22 protein-coding genes are annotated in these 20,312 nt (G+C 67.9%); 6 read left to right on the top strand and 16 right to left on the bottom strand.

The features are described from left to right. Positions 1 to 18 precede the first annotated feature (18 nt). Complete coding sequence (gene serS, locus NGM06_RS17280; RefSeq protein WP_254268151.1) at positions 19 to 1,374, top strand: serine--tRNA ligase; 1,356 nt, start codon at positions 19 to 21, stop codon at positions 1,372 to 1,374. Here serS and NGM06_RS17275 read toward each other — a convergent pair. The 3 genes from NGM06_RS17275 to NGM06_RS17265 form a co-directional block, all read right to left on the bottom strand. Beyond that, entirely contained in the window at positions 1,371 to 1,784 is a 414-nt protein-coding gene (locus tag NGM06_RS17275; RefSeq protein ID WP_254268150.1) for an EamA family transporter, read from the bottom strand. The two genes, serS and NGM06_RS17275, sit on opposite strands and share 4 nt — an antisense overlap. A 100-nt stretch (positions 1,785 to 1,884) precedes the next feature. Further along, on the bottom strand, positions 1,885 to 2,058 hold the full coding sequence (locus NGM06_RS17270) for a hypothetical protein (RefSeq protein WP_254268149.1): 174 nt from the start codon (positions 2,056 to 2,058) through the stop codon (positions 1,885 to 1,887). Between the two features lie 96 nt (positions 2,059 to 2,154). Continuing rightward, positions 2,155 to 2,508 (bottom strand): nuclear transport factor 2 family protein, encoded by a 354-nt coding sequence (locus NGM06_RS17265; RefSeq protein WP_254268148.1) that lies wholly within the window; start codon positions 2,506 to 2,508, stop codon positions 2,155 to 2,157. 79 nt (positions 2,509 to 2,587) lie between these two features. On the opposite strand from NGM06_RS17265, the gene NGM06_RS17260 reads away from it, so the two are divergent. Continuing rightward, positions 2,588 to 3,670 carry a DNA primase large subunit PriL gene (locus tag NGM06_RS17260; protein ID WP_254268147.1) on the top strand — a complete coding sequence of 361 codons (1,083 nt, stop codon included), beginning with the start codon at positions 2,588 to 2,590 and terminating at the stop codon, positions 3,668 to 3,670. Between the two features lie 210 nt (positions 3,671 to 3,880). Here NGM06_RS17260 and NGM06_RS17255 read toward each other — a convergent pair whose 3' ends face one another. Further along, positions 3,881 to 4,084 (bottom strand): DUF7472 family protein, encoded by a 204-nt coding sequence (locus NGM06_RS17255; RefSeq protein ID WP_163519774.1) that lies wholly within the window; start codon positions 4,082 to 4,084, stop codon positions 3,881 to 3,883. Between the two features lie 444 nt (positions 4,085 to 4,528). On the opposite strand from NGM06_RS17255, the gene NGM06_RS17250 reads away from it, so the two are divergent. Further along, positions 4,529 to 5,155, top strand: coding sequence for an SWIM zinc finger family protein (locus NGM06_RS17250; protein ID WP_254268146.1), 627 nt, complete (start codon positions 4,529 to 4,531; stop codon positions 5,153 to 5,155). A gap of 368 nt (positions 5,156 to 5,523) precedes the next feature. On the opposite strand, the gene hjc is transcribed toward NGM06_RS17250, so the two are convergent. Then, positions 5,524 to 6,018: a Holliday junction resolvase Hjc gene (hjc, locus tag NGM06_RS17245; protein ID WP_254268145.1), complete on the bottom strand. Its 495-nt coding sequence runs from the start codon at positions 6,016 to 6,018 to the stop codon at positions 5,524 to 5,526. Positions 6,019 to 6,147: 129 nt separating this feature from the next. Here hjc and NGM06_RS17240 point away from each other — a divergent pair, with 129 nt between their 5' ends. Then, positions 6,148 to 7,317, top strand: coding sequence for an FAD-dependent monooxygenase (locus NGM06_RS17240; protein ID WP_254268144.1), 1,170 nt, complete (start codon positions 6,148 to 6,150; stop codon positions 7,315 to 7,317). A 7-nt stretch (positions 7,318 to 7,324) separates the two neighbouring features. Here NGM06_RS17240 and NGM06_RS17235 read toward each other — a convergent pair whose 3' ends face one another. From NGM06_RS17235 to NGM06_RS17200, 8 genes are all read right to left on the bottom strand, one after another. Then, positions 7,325 to 7,711 (bottom strand): RidA family protein, encoded by a 387-nt coding sequence (locus NGM06_RS17235; protein WP_254268143.1) that lies wholly within the window; start codon positions 7,709 to 7,711, stop codon positions 7,325 to 7,327. Between the two features lie 25 nt (positions 7,712 to 7,736). Further along, on the bottom strand, positions 7,737 to 8,699 hold the full coding sequence (locus NGM06_RS17230; protein ID WP_254268142.1) for an alpha/beta fold hydrolase: 963 nt from the start codon (positions 8,697 to 8,699) through the stop codon (positions 7,737 to 7,739). Between the two features lie 41 nt (positions 8,700 to 8,740). Then, positions 8,741 to 10,024, bottom strand: coding sequence for an adenosylhomocysteinase (locus tag NGM06_RS17225; RefSeq protein WP_254268141.1), 1,284 nt, complete (start codon positions 10,022 to 10,024; stop codon positions 8,741 to 8,743). 246 nt (positions 10,025 to 10,270) lie between these two features. Further along, positions 10,271 to 11,284: a hypothetical protein gene (locus tag NGM06_RS17220; protein ID WP_254268140.1), complete on the bottom strand. Its 1,014-nt coding sequence runs from the start codon at positions 11,282 to 11,284 to the stop codon at positions 10,271 to 10,273. Between the two features lie 258 nt (positions 11,285 to 11,542). Then, positions 11,543 to 12,841 (bottom strand): amidohydrolase, encoded by a 1,299-nt coding sequence (locus tag NGM06_RS17215; protein WP_254268139.1) that lies wholly within the window; start codon positions 12,839 to 12,841, stop codon positions 11,543 to 11,545. A gap of 60 nt (positions 12,842 to 12,901) precedes the next feature. Next, positions 12,902 to 14,044: a M48 family metalloprotease gene (locus NGM06_RS17210; protein WP_254268138.1), complete on the bottom strand. Its 1,143-nt coding sequence runs from the start codon at positions 14,042 to 14,044 to the stop codon at positions 12,902 to 12,904. Between the two features lie 60 nt (positions 14,045 to 14,104). Further along, the gene (locus NGM06_RS17205; RefSeq protein WP_254268137.1) at positions 14,105 to 15,376 is read right to left on the bottom strand and encodes a threonine synthase; all 1,272 of its coding nucleotides are present in this window, start codon (positions 15,374 to 15,376) and stop codon (positions 14,105 to 14,107) included. A gap of 57 nt (positions 15,377 to 15,433) precedes the next feature. Then, a complete protein-coding gene (locus tag NGM06_RS17200; protein ID WP_254268136.1) occupies positions 15,434 to 16,498 on the bottom strand; it encodes a phosphotransferase family protein in 1,065 nt (354 codons plus the stop codon). A gap of 159 nt (positions 16,499 to 16,657) precedes the next feature. On the opposite strand from NGM06_RS17200, the gene hisG reads away from it, so the two are divergent. After that, entirely contained in the window at positions 16,658 to 17,548 is an 891-nt protein-coding gene (gene hisG, locus NGM06_RS17195) for an ATP phosphoribosyltransferase (RefSeq protein WP_254268135.1), read from the top strand. On the opposite strand, the gene NGM06_RS17190 is transcribed toward hisG, so the two are convergent. Together NGM06_RS17190 and NGM06_RS17185 are read right to left on the bottom strand one after the other, a co-directional pair. Next, positions 17,549 to 17,893: a DUF7473 family protein gene (locus NGM06_RS17190; RefSeq protein WP_254268134.1), complete on the bottom strand. Its 345-nt coding sequence runs from the start codon at positions 17,891 to 17,893 to the stop codon at positions 17,549 to 17,551. Between the two features lie 117 nt (positions 17,894 to 18,010). Then, entirely contained in the window at positions 18,011 to 18,571 is a 561-nt protein-coding gene (locus NGM06_RS17185) for a TATA-box-binding protein (RefSeq protein ID WP_115797963.1), read from the bottom strand. 176 nt (positions 18,572 to 18,747) lie between these two features. On the opposite strand from NGM06_RS17185, the gene NGM06_RS17180 reads away from it, so the two are divergent. Continuing rightward, on the top strand, positions 18,748 to 19,809 hold the full coding sequence (locus NGM06_RS17180) for a THUMP domain-containing protein (protein ID WP_254270047.1): 1,062 nt from the start codon (positions 18,748 to 18,750) through the stop codon (positions 19,807 to 19,809). 46 nt (positions 19,810 to 19,855) lie between these two features. On the opposite strand, the gene NGM06_RS17175 is transcribed toward NGM06_RS17180, so the two are convergent. Beyond that, positions 19,856 to 20,293, bottom strand: coding sequence for an acyl-CoA thioesterase (locus tag NGM06_RS17175; RefSeq protein WP_254268133.1), 438 nt, complete (start codon positions 20,291 to 20,293; stop codon positions 19,856 to 19,858). Positions 20,294 to 20,312 lie beyond the last annotated feature (19 nt).

The raw sequence follows: 20,312 nt of genomic DNA, 5'->3' as shown, positions 1-20,312 counted from the left end.
GGGATTTGGAGAGTAGGAATGCTAGACCGGAACTACATTCGGGACAACCCCGAGGAGGTCCGCGAGGGACTCCGCGTTCGCGGGGCCGACGTGGACCTCGACGCGATACTGGAGAAAGACGAGGAGTGGCGCGACCTGAAGGCCCGCGGCGACGACCTGCGCCACGAGCGCAATCAGGTCAGCGACGAAATCGGCGAACTGAAACAGGCCGGGAAGCACGACGAGGCCGACGAGGCCATCGAGCGGAGCCAAGAACTCAAGGCCGAAATCGAGGAGGTCGAGGAGCGCGCCGCCGAACTGGAGGAGGAACTGGAGGAGGCGCTCCTGCGCGTCCCGCAGGTCCCCCACGAGAGCGTCCCCGAGGGCGACGACGAGGACGACAACGTCGAAACCCGCCGCGAAGGCTTCGACGACCTGCGTGACCTGCCCGAGGAGGTGACCCCTCACTACGACCTCGGCGAGGAGTTGGACATCATCGACGAGGCGCGGGCCGCCAAGACGACCGGCAGCGGCTACTACTTCCTCAAAGGCGAGGGGAGCCAACTCGAACACGCCCTGATGCAGTTCATGATGGACGTCCACCGCGAACAGGGGTATCAGGACGTCTTCCCGCCCATCCCGGTGAACAGCGAGTCGATGACCGGGACGGGCCAACTCCCGAAGTTCGACGAGGACGCCTACAAAATCGAGGGCGAGGACCTCTGGCTCTGTCCGACCGCGGAGGTTCCGGTCACGAACATGTACGCCGACGACATCCTCCTGAAGGACGACCTCCCGCTGAAGCATCAGGCCTACACGCCCAACTTCCGGCGCGAGGCGGGCGAACACGGCACCGAGACCCGCGGTATCGTCCGCGTTCACCAGTTCAACAAGGTCGAGATGGTCAACTTCGTCGAACCCGACGAGAGCTACGACCGACTCCACGAACTGCTGGACGAGGCCGAGGAGGTCCTGCGACGCCTCGGCCTGCCGTACCGAGTCCTCGAACTCTGCACGGGCGACCTCGGCTTCAAGGCCGCCAAGCAGATCGACCTCGAAGTCTGGGCACCCGGCGACGACATGGAGGACGGCCCGGAGCGGGGCGGCCGGTGGCTGGAGGTCTCGACGGCGTCGAACTTCGAGGCCTTCCAGGCGCGGCGCGCCGGTCTGCGCTACCGGCCCGAACGCCACGAATCGACCGAGTACCTCCACACGCTCAACGCCTCGGGTCTCGCCCTGCCGCGCGTGATGGTCGCCATCCTCGAATACTACCAGAACGACGACGGCACCGTGACGGTGCCCGAGGCGCTGCGGCCCTACATGGGTGACAAGGAGGTCATCGAAGGCCACGAACCGGTCGGCGAGAGCGCGCTCGGCGCGGGCGAGAAGGACTAACTCGTCGTCAGGTACACGCCGACGGCCGCCAGCGCGATTCCGGCGGCCTTCCTCGCGGTCAGCGGGTCGTTCAGAACCACGACGCCGAGCAGCGAACTGCCCACGAGGAACATCCCGAAGATAGGGACGACGGTGCTGACCGGTCCGGTTCCCAGCGCCTGATAGTACGCGATGATGCCGACGCTCAGGAAGACTCCCGCCGCGTACATGTAGACCGCGTTCTCTCCCGCGAGGTACGGGACGACCGACTCGTTCCGGTAGACGATGACGACGGCCGCCGACACCGCGAGCATGCTGTTGGCCACCAGCGCGACGACCGTACTGGGTATCTGGTTGGTCGCCAGACTCGCCAGCGGCGTGAAGACGGAGTAGCCGACGAGCGCGACGACCGCCCATCCGACGTAGTTCATGGCAGCCATTGGGAACTGCCACACGTATCCGTTGGGGTTCCGGAGCGTCTCGCGACCGGTGATACGCTAGCTAACGACCCCTGCGCGCCAGCGACCGCGGTTACTCTTCGAGCGGTACCACGTCGGTACTGCCGCACTCCGAACACGTCTCGGTGTCGGCGAAGAACCGCTCGCCGCAGTTCCGACACTCGTGGCTCGCTTCCTCGTCGGCCGCGGCTTCCGACGCCTGCTTGAACTCCTCGACTTTGTTGCCGAGGTCTCTGAAGAGACCCATCGTGTGTATACGTGGGAGAACAGCGCCATAAGTCTTGGTAGCGGAGCGAACTAAGAGCGGGACGGAGGACCGTCCCGAGTGAAATAGAATCGCCGGTTACTGCGTGTAGGTCCGGATGCGGGAGATTCGGGGCGTCCGGCCCTCGTCTGCGGTTTCGACCTCGAAGGCGTCCACGAACGCGAACATCGGAGCGCCGTCGGCGTCGCGCAGGCGGCCCCGGACCGCGGCGTCCCCGCCCTCCGCCTCGACGTACACCGCTTCGACCTCGTGAGTAGTCCCTTTGTTCGGTCGGTCGTCGCGCATGAACCCCACCAGCGTCTCGCGGCCCTCGATGGTCCGGTCGGGTCGCTCGTGGACCACGCCGGGCGCGAGCAGGTCGGCGAATCGGTCGTAGTCGCCCGCGTCGATGGCGTCGTAGTAGGCGCGTGCCGTTTCGGTCGCCTCGGTCATGTGACCACCGACGGCGGTCGGACGTATCAACCCCATCGGATTCGTCGCGTTTATCGGGGTCGGCCGAAATGGGGGGAGTATGGACCCGCTTCACGCCCGGTACCCGTTTCTCGCGGCGGCCCGGGAGAGCGTGCGGGAGGCCGACATCGGTCTCGTCGCCATCGTGACGGGCGACGAGCGCCATCCCGCGGTCGAACGCGGTGCCGAGCGGGTGCGCCGTGCGCTCATCGACGGGACGGTCAGACCCGACGCCGAGGAGGGGCGGCGATGGAACCCGCGGGCGGAACTGCTCTCGTACCCCGTGGCCCGCGTGCTGGTGTCGCTCGTGGACGCGCCGGGCGCGGTCGAGAAGTACGCCAGCGCGGAGGCCGACACGGCCTACGAGCGGTTCACCGACGACTTCCGGAACCCCGACGACGGCCTGAAGAGTACGGCCGACAAGGCGATTTCGCTCGACGCGCTCCTCGCGGAGTTCGACCTCTCGGGCGACGTGGCGGAGACGGCCGACGGCGACGGCTACCGAATCGCGGTCGGCAAGTACCTCACGCTGTCGTCGAACCTCGGCGGCGAGTCGTGGACGCTCGCCACCCGGCAGTTGGCCGACGGGACGGTCAAAATCACGGAGACGGAACTCCACGAACTCCTCCGGGAGGCGGTCCGCCAGCGCGTCGCTGCGGGCCTCCCGACCGCCGTCCCCGACGAGATTCGGGAGGGACTGACCGACGAGGTGGCCCGACTGGAGGACACCTTCTCGGAGGTCGATATCTCGCCCGACATCGACGTCCTCGCGCCCGAGTGCTTCCCGCCGTGCGTCGCGTCGCTGATGGAGCGAGCGCAGGCGGGCGAGAGCCTCTCGGACCACGCGGAGTTCGCGCTGGTCTCGTTCCTGACGAGCGCCAACGCCGACACCGACGAACTGCTCGCGCTCTGCGGCGTGGACAGCGACACGGCGGCGACGGCGGTCCGCTACCGGGCCGACCGCGTCGGCGACGAGTCGGGCGCGCAGTACGCCCCGCCGTCCTGCGAGACGATGCAGGCCTACGACGAGTGCCCCGTCGCCGACGAGGAGGACCCGACCGCGGACGCCCGGTGCGACTCGATTTCGCACCCGCTGAGCTACTACGAGGACGCGCTGGCCGAGGCAGGGACTGTCGGCGACTGAGCGGAATTCTGAACCGCTCTCCTCGTGATAGCCGTCCGGTTACCTCGCAGAGCGATACCAGAACAGCGGCGCGCTGGCGCGGTGCTGTGAGAGTGAGGGCCGATTGGCTACGAGCAGTCCGCGCGCACCGCTCGTAGCGTATCAGAGAGACCCGCCGGAGACGAGACGACCGGCCGACCGGTCGGGGAGACGCGTCCGAGAGCGCGGCAGTTAGTACTGCTGTGCCATCCAGTAGCCGACGCCGGTCATCAGCAGTACGAAGACGACGATGACGCCGACGACCGCCAACGCACCCGTTTGCGTGAGACTGCCGTCCCCGTACGTCGTGCCGACCCACATCAGCGACCCGACGAACAGGCCGACGGACACCACGCCGACGAGTATCTCGCGGCGCGTCTCTTGGTCGATTTCCATGCCGAGGGCTTCCGAGGGTACCGGCAAAAGGGCTTCGGAACGGCCCCCAGTCTGGTAGGTTTCGCCCCGGGAGCGGCGCGGCAATCCAGATCTGCGCGAGGACAGAAACGGGGGTGGACTCACACCGAAACTGAATTTCGACTCGTAACAGAGGTGGTCGAAGCGGAGACTCGACGCCACTTTTTTCGCTATACTATATCTCGAACTTATCTGTTATCGGCCGATTATCACCGTCGAGACGCGCTTCTAGCTATTCCGACAGATGCAAGACTTAGGAGTGTCCAGCCCCTATCTATTCGTACGCGGAACCGACCGCAGGCGCGACGATTGGGGGTGGAGACGCCGATACCGTAGACTGCCGGTCACCGCAACACACAGGGGAAGCCTATGGCAAACACAACAGCTTCCGAACGAACGCGCGCATCGCTCCCTCCGGCGAGTCGCGTGACCGACATCCGGTCACAGCGCGCTCGCATGGAGCGGATGGCAGTCACGCCGCTCGGCGGCGGCGTCTACGAGGTCGAGAGTCAGAGCGGGAACACGTACTCCGTGGACCTGCCCGGCGGACGGTGTACCTGCCCGGACCACAACTTCCGGGGCGTCCGGTGCAAGCACCTCCGGCGAGTCGCCATGGAGGTCAACGAGAGCCTCGTCGCACCGCCCGGCCAGAGGGCCGTGGCGTGCGCTAACTGCGGCGAAGAAACCTTCGTGGACGAGACCAGCGACGGACCGCACTTCTGCGAGGAGTGCGGACTTGAACCCGGCGAGACCGTGGTGGACCGCGAGACGGGCGACCTGCTCGTCGTGGTCCGGACGACCGCCCGCCGGGCCGACGAGGTCCAAATCACCGACCGCGAGTGCACGGTCGCGGACTACCCCAACAACGAGGCGTACCGCACCGACGACGTGGTGGTCGAGGCGATGTACCCGGTACCAGCGGGACTCGGCTCCGACGGCCTGAAACCCCACCACCTGCGTCGGTACTCGTTCCCCCGGGGCCGACTCGCCCGCCGAGGAGAAGTCACGGACGACGACCAGTCTGAACTCGCCGACTTCGAGACGGACGAGTGACCGACTCCGTATTTTAGTACAAAGAGCGGCGGGTCCGGCCCTCTGTGGGTCCTGTCCCGTCGCGGCCCGCCGCCGGTGAGTCGAGACGCTCGAAGTCGCCGAATGTCAGACCGCGTAGTCCGGTCGCTGTGCGCCGGTGACGTAGTCCGCTTACGACGCGGCGAACCGGGACAGCTATTCGGTCAGCCGCGAGTCACCGTCACCGACATCGTCAAAATAGTCGCAAGTATTAATATATTTTTCTATATTTCTATTCTGCGAAGAGAAGTCGGAGTAGAGAATCGAGTCGAAGTGAGAGTCGAGAGGGCGGACGGAAGATAGGGAGTGAGAAGACAGGAAGCGGAAGGGAGAAAGAGACGCACAGCCCCTTATTCGAGCATCGACGCCGCCTCGTCGGGCGACAGCACGCCCTGTTCGACTGCGTGCAGCACGTCCCTGATGTCGTGACCGTCGTCGTCTTCGTCGTCCGCGTCGGTCGCTCTGAGCGCGTCCATCGGTTCGCCGTCTTCGAGAGCGGTCTCCTTCTTCACGCGGTAGTTGCCGCCGTCGGTCTGGTAGACGTCCGCCGGGTGGAAGAAGTACCAGTCCTCGCGGTCGAACCGCACGCCGATTTTGGGTTTCGCGCCGAAGTTCTGGCTGAAGTAGACGAGGGCTTCGACCTCCTCGCCGGTGAGGTAGATGGGGTCGCCCGAACTCGATTTGGCTTCGACGGCGTAGAAGACCTCGCCGTCGCCCGCAAGCACGTCCGGGAGTTCGCGCTCGGTGGCGCTCCCGCTGGCGGGCGCGCGCATGACCGCGAACCCGGCCTCGTCGAGTCGGTTGACGAGTTCGCGCTCGCGGCGGTCGCCCTTAGCGTTCGACATCGCGGCCACCCCACGAGTCCGGTTCCGGTAGACCCCGTACGTCGGTCATATTCGGAAGTCGTCCCTTCCCCGTGTTAAGTCCCCCGCAAGCGCGGCGGAAGTGGAATCACCGAGCGACGCGTCAGTATAATGTCACCGGCCGCCGAACGACCGAACGTGACGGTAGCCATCGTCGGCGGCGGTATCGGCGGCCTCTGCGCCGGAATCGCGCTCCGCCAGCGCGGCTTCGACCCGACGATATACGAAGCGACCGACGAACTCCGGCCCGTCGGAAGCGGAATCGTCCTCCGGGCGAACGCGATGCAGGTGCTCGACCGCCTCGGCGTCGCCGACGAGGTTGCCGACCGCGGCGTCGAAATCGGGAGCGTCCGGATGTTCGACGCCCGCGGGCGGACACTGATGGACCTCGACCTCGGGTACGAGCGCGAGCGCTTCGGGCACGGCTACGTCTACGTCCACCGGGCGGCCCTCCAGCGCGCGCTGGTCGAGCGCCTCTCCGACGGCCCGCTCCGACTCGGGAAGGAGTGCACGGGCGTGACCCAGAGCGACGACGAGGTGACGCTCTCGTTCGCCGACGGCACGGAAGCGAGCGCGCCCGCCGTGGTCGGCGCGGACGGAATCGGTTCGACCGTCCGAGGGGAACTGTTCCCGGACGCATCGCCGCGACCGACCGGCGTCGTCTGCTATCGCGGCGTCGCGGAGACGACGCTCCCGGCGTCGTTCCGGGAGACCGGGTGGCAAGTGTGGGGGCAGGGAACTCGCGTCGGCGGGGCGGCCGTCGACGACGACCGCGTCTACTGGTTCGCCACGTTCGGTGACCCGCTCGGCGACCCGGAACGCCCCGAGCAACTGCTGGCGGCGCTCGCCGACCGGTATCGCTCGTACCCCGACCCCGTGCCCGCGGTCGTCGCGGCCACCGACCCCGACGACCTCGTCGTCACCGAGTTGGCCGACGTTCCGCCGCTCGCAACGTGGCGGGACCGGCGGGTCGCACTGCTGGGCGACGCGGCCCACGCGCCGCTGCCGTATCTCGGACAGGGCGCGGGACAGGCGCTCGAGGACGCGCTCGCGCTCGCCCGGGCGTTCGACGCCCGCGGGAACCCGCGGGCCGCGTTCCGAGCCTACGAGGCCGCGCGCAAGGAGAAATCCGACCGAGTCGTCGCCGAGTCCCGACGACACGCGAGGGCGGCCCAGCTCGAACACCGCTGGGCCTGCTGGCTCCGCAACCGGCTGTTCGGCCTAGTTCCAGAGCGAGCGACGCGGCGACAGCGCGCGGCCATCGCCACGCTGTCGGTGTGACTCACGCCTACGGCACGCGTGCTACCGCCTCGATTTCGACGAGCATCTCGGGGTCGATGAGGCGCTCGACCTGCACCATGCTGGTGGCGGGCCGGACGTCGCCGAACACCTCGGCGTGCGCCCGGCCGACGACCTCCCACTGCTCGATGTCGGTGACGAAGAGTCGGGTTCGCACCACGTCCTCGATAGCCGCGTCCGCTGCGTCAAGTGCAGACTCGACGTTCTCGAGCGCCTGCTTCGTCTGTTCGTATGGGTCGCCCTCGCCGACGAGAGTGCCGTCCTCGTCGGTCGCAGTCGTCCCCGAGACGTGGACCTCCTCGCCGGTCCGAACCGCCCGCGAGTAGCCGACCGTCGATTCCCACTCGGTGCCCGAGGAGACGTTCCGTCGGTCCATGCGCGACCCGACGGGCGACGGCCCCTTAGGAGATGCTATCGGGCCGCACCTCGCCGGTGAGGAACTCCACGGCCGCCTCCTCGGCGGCGTCGCCGGGTTCGAGCCACGGCATGTGGCCGTGGTCGTTCAGGGTCACGAAGTCGGCGTTCGCCATCGCCCCGGCCACCGGGCGACCGACCGACGGCGACCAGAAGTAGTCCTCGGTCCCCCAGACGAACCGCGTCGGCGTCTCGATTCCGCGGACCTCCTCGTGCAGGTCGAACTGTGGTCCCATCCCCCGCACCGTCCCGAGGGTCTCCATCAGCGAGCGCAGACTCTCGCGCTGGCCGGGCAGGTCCTCGGCGACGAGTCCGGGTTCGAAGTAGGCGTCGGGGAGCGCGGAGTCGTCCTCGACGTTTATCCGACGGTAGGCGTCCCGAGCGTCCGCGACCGACTCGGCCTCGATGTAGTCGAACAGCCAGTCCCCGACCAGCGGGAGGTCGAGTAGCCGGAACAGGGGCGGAATCGACCGCGAGAGTCCGGCGGGCGCGCCGACGAGACAGAGGCGGCGCACGCGCTCGGGGCGGTCCACGGTCAGCGCGAGTGACTGGAAGCCGCCGAGCGAGTTGCCCATCACCGCCGTCTCCTCGATTCCGAGCGCGTCGAGCAGGTCGGCGACGTACTCGACGCCGAACTCGCGAAACCCGGTCTCGCGGTAGTCCACCGCGGTCGAGAGACCGCGTCCCGGTCGGTCGGGGGCGTAGACGGTGAAGCGGTCGGTCAGGGCGTCGAACATCGGCACCCACGTGGCCCCGTTGGTGCTGAGGCCGTGGAGGAGGAGCAGGGGCGGCCCGTCGCCTGCGGTCAGGTAGTGGACCTTCCGGGCGGGGTCGGGGAGGTCTGCGTACCGGGATTCGGCGTCCACGTCGTAGTAATCGCAGACGCGGGCGAGAGCTTCGACGTAGGGCTTCGCCTCGGCGCTCGGGTCGGCGGCGTGGTCGAGGGGCATGCGATAGATTTCGGCCGGTCGAGAGAAAAGGCTGGTCCCGTCTACGTCCCGTGCTGCCAGCTACCCATGTACTCCTCTTGCTCGGGCGTCAGGTCGTCGTACTCGACGCCCTCGGCGTCCAGTTTGATTTCGGCGATTTCCCGGTCCAGTTCGTCCGGAACCTCGTGGACTCCCGCGTCGTACTGGTCGCCGTTCTCGACCAGTTCCCGGACCGACGCGGCCTGCACGCCGAAGCTCTGGTCCATGACCTCGACCGGGTGGCCCAGCGCGATGGGGCTGGCGAGGTTCACGAGGCGGCCCTCCGCCAGCACGTTGAGGCGGCGGCCGTCCTCCATCTCGTACTCGCGGACGCCGTCGCGGGCCTCGCGCTGGTTCACGGCGAGGTCCGAGAGGTCGTCGAGGTTGACCTCCACGTCGAAGTGGCCCGCGTTGGCGAGCAGGACGCCGTCGTCCATCTTCTCGAAGTGCTCGCTCGTAATCACGTCGCGGTTGCCCGTCGTCGTGAGGAACACGTCGCCGATTTTGGCCGCCTCGGTCATCGGCATCACGTCGTAGCCCTCCATGTGGGCTTCGAGCGCGCGCCGGGGTTCGACCTCGGTCACGATGACGTTGGCGTTCTGCCCGGAGGCCTTCTTGGCGACGCCGCGGCCGCAGTCGCCGTAGCCCGCGACGACGACGTTCTTGCCCGCCCACGAGAGGTTCGTGGTCATGGCGATGTTCGCCAGCGAGGACTCGCCGGTGCCGTGGACGTTGTCGAACAGGCGCTTCATCGGCGTGTCGTTCACGGCGAAGACCGGATACTTCAGCGCGCCGTCCTCGTCCATCGCGCGGAGGCGGTGGACGCCCGTGGTGGTCTCCTCGCACCCGCCGACGATGGAGTCGATGAGTTCGGGGTAGTCTTCGTGGATGGCCGCGACGAGGTCCATCCCGTCGTCCACGGTGATGGTCGGCTCGTGGGAGATGACCGCCTCGATGGCCTCGTAGTACTCCTCGTCGTCCACCTCGCGCTTGGCGTAGGAGGTGATGTTGGGGTGTTCGTCGAGCGCGGCGCTCACGTCGTCGTGGGTCGAGAGGGGGTTACAGCCGGTGATAGCCACGTCTGCGCCGCCCTCCGCGAGAGTCTCGACCAGTACGGCGGTCTTGGCTTCGACGTGCATCGCCATTCCGATTCGGTGGCCCTCGAAGGGCTGGTTCGCCTCGAAGTCGGCCTGCATCGCGGTCAGAATCGGCATGTGTTCTCGCGCCCAGTCCATCTTGCGATGGCCGTCGGTGCGAGCAGATTCGAGGTCGTCCACCTGCTCGCTAATGGATGGATAGTCTGCCATACCCGAGCAAAGGGGAACCGCGCCCAAAACGCTACCGAAGGCTGACGCCGCGGTCGGAGCCAGTCGGTCGTTTCTCGGCGCGTCTCATCGACGTCGCGGCCGCGGCGCGATTGCTGGGCACGCGGACGACCTGCCGGTAGCGGAACCTGTGAGCGTCTACTCACCGAGCGACGTGCCGAAGAAATAGAGCGGATGGACAGCTAGAATCGGAAACCGAACAGGACGGCTTCAGCGGAACGAAGCTTCTTATCGACCGTTGCCTCTGGCCTTCCCGTTACCGTTGTCGCTACCGCCGTTGCCCTTCTTGTCGTTACCGTCGTTCTTGTCGTTGCCGCCGTTCTCGTCGCTACCGGCGTTCTCGTGCGGGCCCTGCGAACCGCCCTCGTCGGTCCCGTTCTCCGCGGTGGTGTTGTCAGACTGACCGGCGTGGTCGGGCTTGCCCGCGTCGTCGGGCTTACCCACGTCGTCGGGCTTCTTGTCGGCGGCGTTGCCCGGGTTGTTCTCGGTCACGTACTCCGACACGGCCTGTCCGATGGGACCGCCGTCGTCGCCCGCGTTCAGCATCTCGTGGACGAACGACGACACGAGGTTACCGAAGGACTTCTCGCCCTCGCTCGCGGTGAGCGTGGCCGTTGCCGTCCCGGTCGCGTTGTCCTTCGCCGCCGTAATCTCCACGGTCACGTTCTCCTCGGGTGCCGGGAGCGAGACGGTGCCGCTCGCGTCGGTGGTGTAGTCGCCAGCGCCCGCGTACGTAGTGTTATCGTCGGTAACGCCGACGGTGACGGACGCGTTCTCGACTGCGGTACCGTTGTGCGTCACCGACACCGTCGCGCCGTCGTCCGTTTGCGCGACGCTCACGCCGAGCGAACCCTCCAGCGGTTCGTCAGCGGTGTCGGCGACCAGCGTCGCGGACGTCGCGCCGGTCGCGTCGTTCTTCTCCGCGGTGACCTCGACGGTCACGTTCTCCTCGGGTGCCGACAGTTCGACGGTCCCGCTCTCGTCGGTCACGTACTCGCCGGCGCCCGCGTACGTAACGTTGTCGTCAGCGACGCTGACGTTCACGGACGCGTTCGTCACTGCCGAACCGTTGTGCGTCACCGTCACCGTCGAACTGTAGTCGTCGGCCTGCGCCACCGTGACCGAGAGCGAATCGTTCGCTGTCACTTCGGCCGCTGCACTTCCCATGCCCGCGGTCGCCACGCCCGACAGGAGCAGGACTCCCGCGAGGACGACCGACAGGGTTCGTTTTTTCGAGGTCATTCCACTCGGTGATAGAGGAAATGAGAGATTAAACCCCGTCTGCCGTCCATTTGGTTTTCGTGGTTCAATTCGCCAGAATTAAAGACTCATATTCAGTTAGACGGTTCAAAAGCTGTTTTAACCGTTCAACGAAAATCTTCAACGTCGCGTTTCCTCGCCCGAATCGGAGGTCGAAGTCTGATTGTCTGACGAGGTACACTACCGGGCGAGAATCGGAAAACTGCAACTGGAGCGTGGCGACGGAGTCGGGCTACGTCGTCACTCCGCGCGTTCGACTGCGGCCGCGGCGCGCTCTTCGGCGCGCTGGCGGACCGCCTCGGCGTCGAGGGTCAGCACCTCGCCGTCGCGCATCAGCACCGCGCCGTCGCAGACGGTGTGGCGCACGTCGGACCCGCGGGCCGCGTAGACGAGGTGGCTCACGAGGTCGTGGTGGGGCGTCAGGTGGGCGGCGTCGAGGTCCACGACGGCGATGTCGGCGTTCGCGCCCTCCTCGATGCGACCGCTGTCGAAGCCGAGCGCCGACGCGCTCCCCTCCGTCGCCATCCGGACGACGCTTTCGGCGGGGACCGCACTGGCGTCGTTCGCCGCGAGTTTGCCGACCATGGCGGCGTCGCGCATCTCGTCGAACACGTCGAGGTCGTTGTTCGACGCCGCGCCGTCGGTACCGAGGCCGACCGTCACGCCCGCGTCGAGGAGGTCCTGCACCGGGGCCATCCCGCTGGCGAGTTTCATGTTCGACGCCGGGCAGTGGATCACGCTCGTCCCGGTCTCCGCGAGCAGGTCGATTTCGGCCGCGTCGAGGTGGACGCCGTGGGCCACGAAGTCCGACTCGTCGGTCATGTCGAGGTCGCGGGCGTATTCGAGGGGACGCTGGCCTTCTCCCTCGACGATGGGTTCGACCTCGTCGGTGGTCTCGTTGGCGTGGTAGTGGAGCGGGATGTCGTCCTCACGGGCCTCCGGGACGTACTCCCGGAGGTACTCCTCGCCGACGGTCGTCAGGCTGTGAGGCATGAACGCGGTCTCGACCCGGCCGTCGGCCGCGCCGTCGAACTCCCGGGCGGTGGCGAGGCTCTGTTCGCAGTCCTCGCGCGCGCCGTCCTCGTCCTTGCCGAGGGTGACGACGCCGTAGCCGAGGCGGGCGCGCAGACCGGCGTCCTCGACGGCATCCACGACCTCCTCCTCGTGGAAGTACATGTCCGCGAACGCCGTGGTCCCCGACCGAATCATCTCCAGCAGGCCGAGTTCGGTCCCGGCCCGCACGTCCTCGGGAGTCAGTTCGCCCTCGACCGGCCAGATGTCCTCCCGAAGCCACGCGTCGAGTTCCTTGTCGTCGGCGTACCCCCGCAGGAGCGTCATGGCGACGTGGGTGTGGGCGTTGACCAGCCCCGGCATCACCAGTCCGTCCTCGGCGTCCAACGTCTCGTCGCCCTCGGGCACGTCCTCGGGGTCGCCGACCGCGACGATGTCGCCGGACTCGGAATCGACCAGTACGTCGGCGCGCTCGACGGTCGCGTCGGGGCGGAGGACCCGCCCGCCCGCGATTCGCAGTCTCGTCATGGAGGGGCGTTCTCGCGCGCGGTGTGTCAATCCATCGGGTTCGGTCGCCCCCGCCGCGACTCACTCGTCCGGTCGGCCCCAGAGTCGGTCGAGTCGCTGGCCGAGCGAGGGCCGCATCAGGACGAGGCTACGGAGTCGCCCCGACTCGTAGGAGACCTGATACTCGTCGGCGAGGGTTTCGAGGGTCTCGACGTACGTCTCGGCCCCCACGCGCTCGACTGCGTAGTCGTCGGCGGCGAAGACGAGACGCCTGCCGAACCACGGGAGCGCGACGGCGAGGACGAGGATTGCGAGGGCGAGCGGGCCGACCCCGAGGTCCGTCGCGCGCTGGAGTTCGCCGGTCGCGAGCGCGATTATCGGACCGAAGACCACCAAGACGACGGCGAACTTGGCCTCCCGGTAGTAGCGCTTCGCTCGCCCGGCCTTGCTGGCCACCACGGCCGCGGCCGCGTCGTCGTCGAGGTCGGCGAGCAGGTCGTCGGTGACGAGCAGGTGGCGGCGGCCGGGGAAACCCGCGAAGACGACGGTGGCGACGCTGTTCGGGTCGAGTTCGAGAACGCCGACGCGATGGGGGGAGACGCCCGCGGTCTCGCAGAGTCGCGCGATTCGGTCGCGCTCCTCGTCGGTCGGTTCGCGGCGGTCGTTCAGCAACCCGAGGATGCGCGGTTGGAGGGCCGAGAGGACGACTGCGACGAGAGTGAGAAAGCCCAGTACCGGAAGCACCGCACTGACCGCCTCTGCGGGAAGCAGGTTCAGCGTCCCCACGGCGACGACGACCAGCGCGAACCCAAGGCCGAGGAATTTGGCCACGCTCCCGGCGGCGCTCGCGGCCGACACGTCCAAGCCGCGAATCTCGCGGACGGACGGGAACGCGCCGAGGTAGCCTGCGACGACTGCGGCCGTGATTCCGAGGAGCGTCGGCACCCACGTCAGCACGGCCCCGACCGCGGAGTCGGCCAGCGCGGGACTCAGCGCGCGGAGCGCGGACTCGGTCAGGTCGAGCGCGTCCGCGATGACGAGCGCGAACAGCGCGACCAGTCCGGTCAGCGACAGTCCGACCGCGAGCGCCGTCCTGATTCGGCGCATGGCGGTCTTGGGCGGTTCCTTCGCCGCGCGCCGCGCGTAGAGCCGAATCGACGCGAACGAGACGAGCGCGACGGCCGCGACCGCGAGAATCGGGGCAGTGAAGGCGGAGAGCGCCATATATTCGACTGTTCAACCGAGGAACAAATTCGTTTCTACTCGGCCGAGTCGCGGCGACCGTCAGTCGAGCGGGAACGGGACCGCCTCGGCGATGGCCTCCAGCGACGGTTCGACCGTCGGAGACTCCCCGAGCGCGCTCGCGGTCTTCTCGGGCCACGCGACCCCCGCACCGGTTCCGACCGCGACCACCGCGTCGTCCGGGCCGACCACGCCGTCCGCGAAGGCCTGCGAGACCACGGCGGGCGCGAGCGCGGAGGCGGGTTCGAGGAAGACGCCGTCGCGGCCCATCGCCCGGACGGCCGACTCGACCGCCTCGCGGTCGGCCGCGTAGGCCGCGCCGCCGGAGGCCCGGACCGCCGCCAGCGCGTGGTCGCCCGAGGTAGCGCCCATGGTGGACGTACTGAGGGGTTCGGGTCCGTCGTCGCGCCCGACCGACTCGGCGTCGGTCTCGTACGCCGCCGCGAGGGGGTGTCGCTCCGCGCTCTCGGCGCTGACCATCCGGGGCGTCTCGGCGACGACGCCCCGGGCCGCGAGTTCACGGAACCCCTTCCAGATACCGTAGAAGCCGTCGCCCGCGCCGACCGGGACGACCACGGCGTCGGGGACCTCACCCAACTGTTCGACCAGTTCGTAGGCGATGGTCTTGTAGCCCTCGTAGACGTAGGGCTGGCCGGTGTAGCGCCCGGCGAGGTTGTAGGCGACGAACCACCCGCGGTCGGCCAGTTCACCGAGGAGTCGCTTGCGCTGGCCGTAGTCCGAGAGCCGAATCGACTCGGCACCGTAGGCCCGAATCTGGCGGTGGTGGGGCGGTTCGCTGGACGGCGAGAGGAACGCGAGCGTGCGTTCGACTCCCGCCCGCGAGGCGTAGGCCGCCACCGCGCTCGCGTGGTTGCCCGTCGAGGCGGCGGCGATTCGGGAGGTATCATCGGCGACCGCGTGGGGGACGACGACCGACGCGAGGCGGTCCTTCCACGACCACGTCGGGTTGGTCGTCTCGTTCTTCAGGTAGAGTTCCGGACCCACCGCGTCGAAGTCGGCGGCCGCCGCCTCGGCAGTGTGAGGTGCGTCGGCGAGCGGGGTCCAGCCCTCGCCCATCGAGGACGGGGGTGCGTCCGTCGAGACCGCAGGGTCGTCTGCGGCGGCGAGTTCGAGTCCCTCGGTCGGGAGCCAGTCGGCGTACCGCCAGAGGTCCGTCCGCTCGGAGTCCGGGAGCGCGTCGGGCAGGTCCTCGTGAGCGACTTCGAGGCGGCCGCCGCACTCCGGACATCCCGCGGGCCGGTCGTCTGGGTCGGTGGTCGCGCCGCACGACAGGCACTCGAAGGCGTAGGTCATGGTCGTCGTGTTGGCCCGGTAGACGGTTAGTGATTCGGGAACCGGCCCGACGGGCCGTCAGCGGTCGAGGAGGTCCCGCGCGTCGGTCTCGATTCGCTCCATCGCGTCGGGTTCGGTACCGTCGGGCAGGTCCAGATGGCGGAAGTCGTTCATGATTCGGACCATCGCCAGCGCCTCGTAGAGCGGTTCGGGGGTCGAGACTGCCTCGGCGCGGTCCGGGTCCGTCGCCCGGTACCCCGACAGCATCGCCTCGCGGACGAGGGCGCGGCGGTCCGACGCGTCGGGGAGGCCCGCGAGGAAGGCCCCGCCGTAGAGGGAGACGGCGAACTCGAAGTCGAAGGCGGCCGGGACGGCGAGCGTGTACCCCCAGTCGAGCATCGCGGTAATCTCGCCGGTCTGCGGGTCGAGACGGAGGTTGTGGAGTCCGTGGTCGTTGCGGCCCAAGACGGGGTCGAACGGGCCGTCCAACTCGTCGATGCCCGCCTCGACCCAGCGTTCCAGTCCGGGCGTCAGGTCCGCGAACCGGGAGTCGGCGTGGCGGTCGAGTTCGCGGGAGGCGTAGTCGCGCAGATACGTCGGCCACTCCTCGACGGGGTCGCCGACCGTCAGATTTGCCGGGTCGCCTTCGGGCGCTTCGTCGGTCAGGGACGGGCCGTCGTGCCGGACGTGTCCGAAGCGTTCGACCGCTGGCACCGAGTGGAGTTGCGCCAAGTACGTACCGGTCTCTCGGGCGAGTCGCCGGAGCGCGTCGTCACCGAGTCGGGCCACGCGCTCGTAGGCCACCTCCTCGCCGGGAAGTGTGCGCATGAGGTAGTACGGCGTCGGGCGCTCCTCGTGGTCGTCGGTGACGGCCAACACCTCCGGAACGGGAATCGACGTGTGGGCGGTGAGGACCGCCTGCAGTCGGGCCTCGGTCGGGATACCCCACGTTCGCTCGTCGGGCGAGGCCTTGAGGTACAACTCCCGCGTCGCTTCGTCGTCAGAGACCACGAGTCGGTAGACCGAACAGAATCCGCGCTCGGTCGGGGCGGCTTCGTCGAGTTCCAACGTCGGCTCGGCCGACCGGAGTATCTCTCGGAGCGTCGCGTCCGAAATCTCGCGCGCCTCCGGAATATCGTCCATGCTCCGGCTACCGCCTCGCCCGTCAGAATCGTTTCGGTTGTTTGGTACATGGTGGCGCATTCTCGCTGTCGAGCCCCCTCGGGTGACGACGAGTAACGGCGAATCTCGCGGGATGACGAAAGGTAGTTCCGCCGCGAACGCGAACAGGCGGACCGACACATGAGAATCGCCGTCCCGAACAAGGGCCGACTCCACGACCCTGCGATGGAACTGCTCGAAAGCGCCGGCCTTCACGCCGTGGACGGTGCCGACCGGAAACTGTACGCCGACACGGTGGACCCCGAGGTCACGCTGCTGTTCGCTCGCGCCGCCGACATACCGGAGTACGTCAGCGACGGCGCGGCGGACGCGGGTATCACCGGACTCGACCAGGCGCGAGAGGCCGACACCGGAAACATCGAGTCGCTGCTGGACCTCGGGTTCGGTCAGTGCCGACTCGTCCTCGCGGCCCCCGAGGACGGCGACATCCGGAGCGTCGCCGACGTGGCGGGCAAGACCGTGGCCACCGAGTTCCCCAACATCGCGAGACAGTACTTCGAGGAGCGAGACGTGGAGGTGGACGTGGTGGAAGTCAGCGGCGCGACGGAACTCACGCCCCACGTCGAGATGGCCGACGCCATCATCGACATCACCAGTACCGGAACCACCCTGAAGGTCAACCGCCTCGCCATCGTGGACGAGGTGCTGTCGAGTTCGGTCCACCTGTTCGCCCGCGACGACGTCGCGGACGACGAGAAGGTCCAGCAGGTCGTGATGGCGCTCCGGTCGGTCCTCTCGGCCGACGGCAAGCGATATCTGATGATGAACGCGCCCGAGGCGCGACTGGAGGAGGTCCGGGACGTGATTCCGGGTCTCGGCGGCCCGACGGTGATGAACGTCGAGAGCGAGCGCGGAGACGGAGCGGACGGTGACGCCGCGGGCGAGGACGACGCGATGGTCGCGGTCCACGCCGTCGTGGACGAACGCGACGTGTTCGAGACCATCAACGAGTTGAAGTCGGTCGGCGCGAGCGGGATTCTCGTGACCGAAATCGAGCGACTGGTCGAGTAGTCACGTCGGCGCGGTTCCGAGCAGTCGCACAAGATTGAATATCGTGACCGCGGCGATGACGCTCACGGTGTAGTGGGCCGCCGCCACGACGCCCGCCGTCTTGTACTTCAATCGGTACACCGCCCGGATAGCGAAGAAGTCGGCGGTCGCGCTGACGAGGATGATGACTCCCGGATGGTACGCCTGTAGCGCGAACGCGATTATCGCGGGGACGACGCCGACCGCGAGCGCCCGCGGTATCGGGACGTCGCCGAGGACGTACCGCGCGGCGATGTGGGCCGTGACGCCGTAGAAGAGTACGGCGAGCAGGAACGTGCCGACCAGCGCGACGATGGGGACCGCCATGTTGGCCACTCGGAAGGCGCGGGCCAAGGAAGTAGCGATTCGGGGCGACGCGAGGCGGAGCGGTGGACCCGCCGCGTCCGAAAAACGAAGTACCGGCCGTTCCGTCGTTCGACCGCGCTATTCCAGCAGACCGAGTTCTTCGAGACGGGAGACGATCTTGTCGACCGCCTGTTCGGCGTCTTCGGGCTTCTTGCCGCCGGTGATGACGAGTTTGCCGGAACCGAACAGCAGCGCGACGACCTCGGGTTCGTCGAGTCGGTAGACGAGACCGGGGAACTGCTCGGGTTCGTACTCGATGTTCTCCAGTCCGAGACCGATGGCGATGGCGTTGAGGTTGAGATTTCGCCCGAGGTCCGCGGACGTGACGATGTTCTGAACGACGATTTCGGGGTCCTCGTTCACGTCGATCTGGAGTTCGCGGAGCTTGTCGAAGACGATTTCGAGACTCTCGTGTACGTCGGCCGTACTCTTCGCGCCGGTACAGACGATTTTGCCCGAGCGGAAGATGAGCGCCGCCGACTTTGGGTTCTGGGTTCGATAGACGAGACCGGGGAACTGCTCCGGGTCGTAGTCGGCCCCTTCGAGGTCCATGGCCACGCTCTGCAGGTCGAGTTCCTGCCCGATTCCGGTGGAGGCGACCACGTTTTCAATGTTGATGGTCTCCTTTGGGTCGGTCATGTGCGACTTAAATGTCGTATTTAAGGTTTATAAAGGTTGGTACTCCATCCTGACAGATGACCTCACGGGTTTTAATATCGGATTCCCCCGCTACGATGTCGTTCCCGGAGGGCGGTGCGTCGGGCGAGCGCGGCGCAGACGAAACCCCCAAGAGCCACCGCCGAGTCCGGTACACCGTGTACGCGCTCGAACTAGCCGGAGAGGACGACGGGTTCGCGGCCGCGGAGGCGGCGAGCGCCGCGACAGGCGTCGAAGTCGTCGCACCCGGACTCGCCACCGCGAACGCCGTCACCGACCGCGTGCGGACTCTGGCGTACACTCGCCGCGCGAGCGAGTTGGTCGGGAAGACCGACGCCAGCGTCGAGTCGGCCCGCGTCCTGCTCGAAGCGTGCGAGTGCGACCCCGAGGAGACCGCGTCTGGCTCCGACGCGGCGAACCCCGACTGCGGAGAGATGGGGACGAACTCCAAAGAGACGGTGGCGGTACGCGCCCGCGACGTGCGGGAGACCGCCGGAATCGACACCCAACGCGCCGAACGGGTCCTCGGACAGACCCTCGTGGACCGGGGCTTCGCGGTGGACCTCGACGACCCGGACCGCGAGCTTCGCGCCCTGTTCTCCGCGGACACCTGCTTGCTCGGCTGGCTCGAAACCGAGAGCGTCCGCGACTACGGCACCCGGAAGCCGACCGACCGGCCGTTCTTCCAACCCGGCGGGATGGACCCCCTGCTGGCCCGCGCGCTGGTGAACCTCGCGGGCGCTCGGCCCGGCGCGACCCTGCTCGACCCGATGTGCGGGACCGGCGGCGTCCTCATCGAGGCCGGACTGGTCGGCGCGACCCCGCTCGGCGCGGACGCCCAGCGCAAGATGGCCCGCGGCGCGGCCGAGAATCTGGGCCACTACCTCTCCGCAGACGAGGAGTGGGGTACCCTGCAAGGCGACGCGACCCACCTGCCACTTTCGGCGGATTCCATCGACGCCGTCGTGTTCGACGCGCCCTACGGCAGGCAGTCGAAGATAGCCAATCTCGACCTCGACGACCTCGTCTCGGGCGCGCTCGCGGAGGCCCGCCGCGTCGCCGACAGGGCCGTCGTCGTCGGCGACCGCTCGCTGGCCCCAGAGGCCCGAGCGGAGGGCTGGACCGTCGAGGCGGAGTTCGAGCGCCGGGTGCATCGGTCGCTCGTCCGGTACATCACGGTGCTGGACGACGCAGACGCCGGTCCGGTCGGTCGCGACTGATTCCGGTTCGGCCGCACTCGGGGCTGCGAACGCTCGTTCTCGCCGACTACGACTCCGCGTCCAGCGCCTGCTGGTGCAGTTCGCGCTCCTCGTCGGTCTCGACCGTCAGTTCCGGGACGGGGACCGGTTTCCCGTCCTCGCCGATGGCGACGAAGGTGAACGACGACTCGGTGGTGCGCTCGGTGTCGCCGGTTCTGGGGTCCTCGCGCCACGCCCGGACGCGGACCGTGACGCTGGTCCTGCCCGCTCTGTAGGCGTAGGCCTCTATCAGGGCGATGTCGCCGACCGGAACCGGTCGGTGGAACGAGAGGTCGTCCACGCCAGCGGTCACGCACGTCTCGCCCGCGAAGCGCATCGCGGACATGGCACCGATCTCGTCCATCCACTTCATCAGTTCGCCGCCGTGGAGCGTCTCGTAGTTGTTGGCGTCGTTCGGTTGGACGCGGTAGCGATTCCGGATGTGGGTGTCGGAGAGTCTGGACATGGGACGTGTTTCGCAGGGG

It is taken from the genome of Halorussus aquaticus (assembly GCF_024218795.1).
Taxonomy (GTDB): Archaea; Halobacteriota; Halobacteria; order Halobacteriales; family Haladaptataceae; genus Halorussus; species Halorussus aquaticus.
The sequence above is the reverse complement of the archived record's forward strand: the minus strand, read 5'-3'. Positions and strand labels throughout refer to the sequence as shown.

Coding starts and splice junctions, on each gene's coding strand:
- NGM06_RS17270 (WP_254268149.1), bottom strand. CDS start 2,058: ATGGGTCTCTTCAGAGACCTCGGCAACAAAGTCGAGGAGTTCAAGCAG.
- serS (WP_254268151.1), top strand. CDS start 19: ATGCTAGACCGGAACTACATTCGGGACAACCCCGAGGAGGTCCGCGAG.
- NGM06_RS17230 (WP_254268142.1), bottom strand. CDS start 8,699: ATGCCCCTCGACCACGCCGCCGACCCGAGCGCCGAGGCGAAGCCCTAC.
- NGM06_RS17265 (WP_254268148.1), bottom strand. CDS start 2,508: ATGACCGAGGCGACCGAAACGGCACGCGCCTACTACGACGCCATCGAC.
- NGM06_RS17205 (WP_254268137.1), bottom strand. CDS start 15,376: ATGACCTACGCCTTCGAGTGCCTGTCGTGCGGCGCGACCACCGACCCA.
- NGM06_RS17255 (WP_163519774.1), bottom strand. CDS start 4,084: ATGGAAATCGACCAAGAGACGCGCCGCGAGATACTCGTCGGCGTGGTG.
- NGM06_RS17200 (WP_254268136.1), bottom strand. CDS start 16,498: ATGGACGATATTCCGGAGGCGCGCGAGATTTCGGACGCGACGCTCCGA.
- NGM06_RS17210 (WP_254268138.1), bottom strand. CDS start 14,044: ATGGCGCTCTCCGCCTTCACTGCCCCGATTCTCGCGGTCGCGGCCGTC.
- NGM06_RS17235 (WP_254268143.1), bottom strand. CDS start 7,711: ATGGACCGACGGAACGTCTCCTCGGGCACCGAGTGGGAATCGACGGTC.
- NGM06_RS17225 (WP_254268141.1), bottom strand. CDS start 10,024: ATGGCAGACTATCCATCCATTAGCGAGCAGGTGGACGACCTCGAATCT.
- NGM06_RS17215 (WP_254268139.1), bottom strand. CDS start 12,841: ATGACGAGACTGCGAATCGCGGGCGGGCGGGTCCTCCGCCCCGACGCG.
- hisG (WP_254268135.1), top strand. CDS start 16,658: ATGAGAATCGCCGTCCCGAACAAGGGCCGACTCCACGACCCTGCGATG.
- NGM06_RS17220 (WP_254268140.1), bottom strand. CDS start 11,284: ATGACCTCGAAAAAACGAACCCTGTCGGTCGTCCTCGCGGGAGTCCTG.
- NGM06_RS17185 (WP_115797963.1), bottom strand. CDS start 18,571: ATGACCGACCCAAAGGAGACCATCAACATTGAAAACGTGGTCGCCTCC.
- NGM06_RS17240 (WP_254268144.1), top strand. CDS start 6,148: ATGTCACCGGCCGCCGAACGACCGAACGTGACGGTAGCCATCGTCGGC.
- NGM06_RS17175 (WP_254268133.1), bottom strand. CDS start 20,293: ATGTCCAGACTCTCCGACACCCACATCCGGAATCGCTACCGCGTCCAA.
- hjc (WP_254268145.1), bottom strand. CDS start 6,018: ATGTCGAACGCTAAGGGCGACCGCCGCGAGCGCGAACTCGTCAACCGA.
- NGM06_RS17275 (WP_254268150.1), bottom strand. CDS start 1,784: ATGAACTACGTCGGATGGGCGGTCGTCGCGCTCGTCGGCTACTCCGTC.
- NGM06_RS17190 (WP_254268134.1), bottom strand. CDS start 17,893: ATGGCGGTCCCCATCGTCGCGCTGGTCGGCACGTTCCTGCTCGCCGTA.
- NGM06_RS17260 (WP_254268147.1), top strand. CDS start 2,588: ATGGACCCGCTTCACGCCCGGTACCCGTTTCTCGCGGCGGCCCGGGAG.